The sequence below is a fragment of the Neisseria sp. P0022.S010 genome (assembly GCF_051956635.1).
This window is the reverse complement of record NZ_JBQCXF010000718.1, coordinates 1-1,200: the sequence shown is the minus strand read 5'-3', so window position 1 is coordinate 1,200 and position 1,200 is coordinate 1. Positions and strand designations below refer to the sequence as shown.

At 50.3% G+C, this 1,200-nt stretch carries 2 protein-coding genes; both read right to left on the bottom strand.

Annotation, left to right across the window (positions count from 1 at the left end):
• The coding region (tsf, locus tag ACTHUT_RS20905) for a translation elongation factor Ts (RefSeq protein WP_440419722.1) at positions 1–290 on the bottom strand (290 nt) is incomplete at its 3' end.
• 124 nt (positions 291–414) lie between these two features.
• Positions 415–1,143: a 30S ribosomal protein S2 gene (gene rpsB / locus ACTHUT_RS20900; protein WP_002258397.1), complete on the bottom strand. Its 729-nt coding sequence runs from the start codon at positions 1,141–1,143 to the stop codon at positions 415–417.
• Positions 1,144–1,200: the final 57 nt, after the last annotated feature.

Genomic DNA, 1,200 nt, shown 5'->3' with positions numbered 1-1,200 from the left:
GCAACGAAGTTGGCAAATTCTACGAAGCCGGCGTCTTTAGCAACGAAGTCGGTTTCGCAGTTTACTTCAACCAATGCGCCGACATTGCCGTTGATCGCGTAAGCCAATACGCCTTCGGCAGCAGTACGGCCGGCCAGTTTACCGGCTTTCGCACCGGATTTAATACGCAGGATTTCTTCGGCTTTGTCGAAGTTGCCTTCGGCTTCAACCAAGGCTTTTTTGCATTCCATCATGCCCAGGCCGGTAGCGGCGCGCAGGTCGGCAACCATTTTTGCAGTAATTTCTGCCATTTTGAATCTCCTAGATTTTTGGGAACACGGCCATTTGCCGTGTTTGGAAATAGTGGCCGTCTGAAACGGATTTCAGAACGGGATTTGAGAAAAGGGGCATAACGCCCCTCTTCCGTGTACCGAATTACTCGGCAGCAGCTTCTTGGGCAGCGGCTACAGTTTCTTGCAGCGCTTGGTTTTTGCCTTCCAAAACTGCGTCGGCGATGCCGCGGCAGTACAGGCGGATGGCTTTGGCGGAGTCATCGTTACCAGGGATAACGTATTTCACGCCGTCAGGGCTGTTGTTGGTATCGACTACGGCGATAACAGGGATGCCCAGTTTTTCAGCCTCAACCAGAGTACCTTTTTGGTAGCCGGTATCGATAACGAAAATCGCGTCAGGCAGGCCTTTCATGTTTTTGATACCGCCCAAAGAACGTTCCAGTTTTTCAACGTCGCGTTGCATTTCCAGAATTTCTTTTTTGTTGAAACCGCCTTCGGCAGCGTTTTCCAAAGCGGCGGTTTTTTCTTCCAGGCGTTTGATGGATTGCTTAACGGTTTTGTAGTTGGTCAGCATGCCGCCCAACCAACGGTGATCGACAAAAGGCATACCGGCGCGGGTAGCTTCTTCGCGGATGATGTCGCGGGCTTGGCGTTTGGTACCTACGAACAATACTGTACCTTTGTTGGCAACCAGACGGCGTACGGCTTCTTGCGCCTCTTGGAACATCGGCAGGGTTTTTTCCAAGTTTACGATATGGATTTTGTTGCGCGCACCGAAAATGTATTGGGCCATTTTCGGGTTCCAGAAACGGGTTTGGTGACCGAAGTGAACACCGGCTTCAATCATCTGACGCATAGTAATTTGAGACATGTTATTTCCTTGAAAGGGTTAAAGAGCACACATTCAATCGCATAGAACTTGATAGGC